The sequence below is a fragment of the Mycobacterium sp. E1715 genome, assembly GCF_001667625.1.
GTDB lineage: Bacteria > Actinomycetota > Actinomycetes > Mycobacteriales > Mycobacteriaceae > Mycobacterium.
Genome location: NZ_LZJJ01000519.1, coordinates 1 through 4923 on the forward strand (window position 1 = coordinate 1; position 4923 = coordinate 4923).

Annotated in this window: 4 protein-coding genes; 1 reads left to right on the plus strand and 3 read right to left on the minus strand. The window is 69.0% G+C overall.

The features are described from left to right. From A9X03_RS25455 to A9X03_RS25465, 3 genes are all read right to left on the minus strand, one after another. A partial coding sequence (locus tag A9X03_RS25455; RefSeq protein WP_068015084.1) for a diguanylate cyclase domain-containing protein occupies window positions 1–2872 on the minus strand: 2872 nt, incomplete at its 3' end. A gap of 90 nt (window positions 2873–2962) precedes the next feature. Next, window positions 2963–3409, minus strand: a complete 447-nt coding sequence (locus A9X03_RS25460) for a nitroreductase family deazaflavin-dependent oxidoreductase (protein ID WP_067757193.1) — start codon at window positions 3407–3409, stop codon at window positions 2963–2965. A 10-nt stretch (window positions 3410–3419) separates the two neighbouring features. Further along, on the minus strand, window positions 3420–3848 hold the full coding sequence (locus A9X03_RS25465; protein ID WP_068263610.1) for an HIT family protein: 429 nt from the start codon (window positions 3846–3848) through the stop codon (window positions 3420–3422). Window positions 3849–3895: 47 nt separating this feature from the next. Here A9X03_RS25465 and A9X03_RS25470 point away from each other — a divergent pair. Further along, window positions 3896–4923, plus strand: a 1028-nt coding sequence (locus A9X03_RS25470; protein ID WP_082974575.1) for an amidase, incomplete at its 3' end; no start/stop codon positions are given.

A 4923-nucleotide genomic window follows, 5' to 3' on the forward strand; every position in this document is an offset into this window, starting at 1 on the left:
CGTCGCCGAGGAGGATGGCGAATTCCTCGTCACTCACGCGCGCCAGCAGATCGTCGCGACGCACGTTGCGCGCGAGGCGGTTTGCGACGCGCCACAGCAGCTCATCGCCGAAGTGCCTGCCGACCGAGTCGTTGATCTCCCGCAGCTTGTGCAGGTGCAGCAACAGCAGCGCACGCCGCGATGACGCCCGCCCCGACGACGCCGAAGCCGACAGCGCGGTCAGGGCCGTCGCCAGGGACCGCCGATTGGGCAGCGTGGTCAATTCGTCGGTCATGGCTTGCTTGTGGCTCTCGGCCAGCATGCTGACGTCCCGGAAGCTCACCGAGAATCGCGCGGCGACCGCGACGAGGCTCAGCGCCGCGAGCGTCGAAGCGAGCCGTGAGTTGTGCCCCAGGATGGCGACGCCGAGCGCCACGACGGTGCACGTCACCGGCACCGCGTAGGAGCCGAGTCCGCGCCGCGCGGCCGGTATCGCCGACGACGACCGGGCCCAACTGGCCATCGCCACCAGCAGCGACGACGCCGGCCAGAGTGCGTCCAGCGTGGTGCCCACCCGGTACGAACCCGCGGAGGTCTCGAATAGGTACGCGGTGTCGGCGACCGCAAAGCCCACCAGCCCGGCGACAAGCAATCCCCAGCGAAACTCGCTGCGCCAGCCCAGGACTGGCAGCATCCCAACGGCCAGAGCCAGCAGCACCAGATCGCCCCACGGGTAGACGAGACCCACCAGCACGGTGGCCGGCGTCTTGGCCGCGGCGGCGTGCATGGGTCCGGCCCGCAGCGCGGCGGCCAGCGCGGCGATGGCCAGCGCGCACACCAAAGAATCGAGGCGGATCGGCATCGGCACCCGCTTCAGGTGCGACCGCATCAGCAGCAGAATCCCGGCGAAGACGAACGGATAGAACGCCAGGTATTCGGGATCGGCGACCGACGGCGAATGGGCGTTGGGTACCCACAACGCATAGACGACGTCACCGAGCGCCGAGAGCGCCATCCCGGTTGCGATCATCGACCACGCGACCCGGTCGGCCCTGAGGCGGTATGCGCGAAGGGCGATCAAGCCGGCCGCCACCAGGTTCAACGCCGAATACAGGGATTTGGCGAAGAAGACGCTGTGGCTGGCATCCGGGAAGAGGGCGCTGGCCGCGGTGAAGGCGAGCACGCCAATCGCCAAGGCGGCCAGCGCGATCCGGATCGCCGTCGGTGGCCATCGAACACCGTCGCGGCCATCCTGTGGCTGCGCCGGTTTTGGCGCCGTCAGGTCGGCGGCTCGTCTGAGCTTCGGGGCGGTGCTCGCCTCCACCACGGCGTCCACCACCGGGGACGACGCGGTCAGCTGGTCGACCGAAAACGAGTACGCGAGCGGCAAATCGGGCACAAAGCTGCGAACGCATTGGCCGCCTTCGCGTTTGGCCGTATACATGGCCAGGTCGGCGTGGCGGAGGAGCTGCTCGACGCTGCACTCCGAATCGGACGTGGCCACCGTGAAGCCGACGCTCGGCCGGACCGGGATGGGAATGCCGTCCACCAGGATCGGGGTGTGGAACGCCTCGAGAACCCGATGCGCCGCCTCGCGCAAGTCCTCGACGGAACCCTCGAGCAGCACGGCGAATTCGTCACCACCGAGGCGAGCGGTGACGCAGTTGTCGCCCAAGGTGGCGGTGAGCCGCGCGGCCACCTGGACCAGCAGTTCGTCACCGGCGGGATGACCGAGGGCGTCGTTGACGGATTTGAAATTGTCGAGGTCTAAGAACAGCATCCCGATGGGTAGGGCGTCGAGTTGTCGACGGGCGACGGCCTCCTCCAGCCGCTGCAGGAAGTAGGCCCGATTGGCCAGTCCGGTCAGGCTGTCGCGGAAAGCTTCCCGCGCGACCTCCGACAACAGGCTCTGGTTCTCCATCAGGACCACGAACTGCCGCGCGAGCACCGCGGCCACCAGGATTCCCAGCGCGAACAGCAGCGGCCCATGCGCCATCAGCCCCACCGCGTGGGCGAGTCCGACCGCGGAGGCAATCACGAGTGGGAGATAGGGCAACCACAGGCGGGTGCGCGAGCGGATCTGCTCGCCGCGTGACGCCGGCAGCGGCGACTCGTTGAGGCTGGCGAGCGCGGCCAGCGCGATCATTGCCAAACCGGCCACCCTGCCCAGGTCCGCCACGGCGCTGACCTGGTAGGTGCCGACCCCGCTCCTGAACACCGTCGCGATGTCGGCAACGCTGATCGTTGCCACTCCGCCCGCCAGCAGATTGCGACTGGGAATGTCTCCGGTCACGCCGCGTGCCAGCAGCAGGATGGCGATGGTCAGCAGGACGACGTCGTTGAACACCTCGGCGACCGTTGCCAGCCTCGGGCCGCTTTCCACCCGCAGCTCCTTGTCGAGCACCAAGGCCCACGACACGACGAACAGGGAGGTCGCCACGATCAGCCCGTCGAGCAGCAGTCGCCGCGGGCTGTGGCGGGACACGCGCGACAAGAGCGCGAGCGAGGCCATGGCGCCGAACGGCCAGAGCAGCAGCACGATCTCGGCCTTGGCCGGGTGTGTGACGTGGGCGAGTACCGGACGCGCCTCGTAGACGGCCCAGATCACCTCGCCGACCGCCCAGCCCACCAGGGCAATCAGCATCGCCAGCCAGCCGAACCTGTGCCGTCCGGTCGCGGAGCAGGCCGCGCGGCCCGCGCATGCCGCCCCGAACAGCAGACACAGCGCGAGCACGATCTCGTCCACCGGCCGGGTCGCGTAGGCGCCCTCCCAGCCGGCGAGCGACGACGTGACCACCAGCGCGGCCGCCAGAGCGTAGCTGCCGAGCACGGCCCAACCCAGACGCGCGGGCAGCCCTAACCGCCGCCACGGATTTCCCGCCCAGGGTTTCATGCCCGCTCCAGCCGATCGGCGCCGTGTGGTGAGCAACCGAGGAGTTCACCACGCGTTACAGGAGAATAAACCTCCACGCGGCGTTCGGGGTCAACGCCGCGTGAGTACCACAACCGGGATCGGCCGCGACGTTTTCTTCTGGTAGGCCGTGTATCGGTCGCCATTGTTCTTGTTGACGATCTGCCATAGCCGCGGGTAGTCGGGATCGTCGGGCAGCACGGCGCGGGCGGTTACCGCCAAACGCTTTGGCCCCACGTTGATTTCCACATCCGGATGCTTGCGCAGGTTGTGATACCAGCCGGGTGCCCGGGGGTCGCCGCCCTTGGAGGCGACGATGAGGTAGTCGTCTCCGTCGCGCGCGTAGGTGAGCGCCGCGGTTCGGCGCTGTCCCGTCTTGGCGCCCACGGTATGCAACAGCAGGCTCGGTATCAGCAGCATGCGGTGGCCGATCCAGCCGTTCGACTTTCGATAGACGGCGTCGTGTACGCGCAGGATCTGGGGCAGTAAACCCTGCTCAACCCAGGACGGAAATGCCATTCGCCCAGTATTACTGGCTGGTGTCGATGCGGGCCAGGGCCGATCGCAGGATTTGCGCGGTGGCGTCCCGGTCGGGGTCGCGGCGCAGGAGCATGCCCTTGGCGACCGACAGCTTGTCGCCGTTGCGCCGGGGCAGCACGTGCAGGTGGACGTGGAACACCGTCTGGAAGGCGGCGCTGCCGTCGTTGATGGCGATGTTGGTCGCGTCGGCCAACTCCGTCGCGCGGGCGGCGCGGGCGATCCGCTGACCCATGGTGACCATGCCCGCCAGTGTTTCCGGGGGTGTATCGGTGAGGTCGACGGTGTGCCGCTTGGGAATCACCAGGGTGTGGCCGCGGGTGAACGGCCGGATGTCGAGGATGGCCAGGTAGTCGTCGTCTTCACAGATCCGGATGGCCGGGGCCTCCCCGGCGACGATCGCACAGAACACGCAGGACATGTCGCCCACGGTACTGGCCGGTGCGATGCGGGGGATACGCTGCCGCAGTGGACGCTCGCGACGTGGCTTTTGCCGGCGCCGCCGCTCAGGTCAGGATGCTGGCCGACGGTGAACTGACGGCGCCCGAGCTGCTCGAGATCTACTTGGACCGGATCGCGCGGATCGACAGCCAGCTGCGCTGCTACCGCGTGGTGCTCGCCGACAGCGCGCGCTACGAGGCCGCCGTCGCGCAGGACCGCCTCGACGCCGGCGAGCGGCTTCCCCTGCTCGGCGTGCCGATCGCGATCAAGGACGACGTCGACGTCGCCGGCGAGGTGACGACGTACGGCAGCGGCGGACACCGGCCCGCCGCGAACTCCGACGCGGAGGTGGTACACCGGCTGCGCGCCGCGGGCGCGGTCATCATCGGCAAGACCAACGTGCCCGAGCTGATGATGTTCCCCTACACCGAATCGCTGACCTTCGGCGCGACCCGCAATCCCTGGAACCCCAGGCGCACCCCGGGCGGCAGCAGTGGCGGCAGCGCCGCGGCGGTGGCCGCGGGCCTCGCTCCGCTGGCGCTGGGATCCGACGGTGGCGGCTCGATACGCATTCCGGCGATCTGGTGCGGCCTGTTCGGCGTCAAACCGCAACGGGACCGGGTGTCGCTGGAGCCCCACGACGATGCCTGGCACGGGCTGAGTGTCAACGGTCCGCTGGCGCGCTCGGTGCTCGATGCCGCGATGTTTCTCGATGCGACGTCGACGGTGCCGGGGCCCGAGGGTGAGTTCGTGGCGGCGGCGACCCGTGCGCCCGGAAGGCTGCGGATCGCCCTGAGCACCAAGTCGCCGACGCCGCTGCCGGTCAGGGTCGGCAAGCCGCAGCTGACGGCGGTCGAACAGGCCGGCGCGTTGCTGCGCGACCTGGGCCACGAGGTGATCACCGCCGACCCCGACTATCCACCGTCGGCCATCATGACCAATTACCTGCCGCGCTATCTGCGCGGCATCAGCGACGACGCCGATTCGCTACCGCACCCCGAACGCCTGGAAGCCCGGACCCGCAACCTGGCCCGCGCCGGTTCGTTCTTCTCGGA

Excerpts from the sequence above, each read along its gene's own strand:
- A9X03_RS25460 (WP_067757193.1), bottom strand. The coding sequence starts at position 3,409 with ATGGCATTTCCGTCCTGGGTTGAGCAGGGTTTACTGCCCCAGATCCTG.
- A9X03_RS25465 (WP_068263610.1), bottom strand. The coding sequence starts at position 3,848 with ATGTCCTGCGTGTTCTGTGCGATCGTCGCCGGGGAGGCCCCGGCCATC.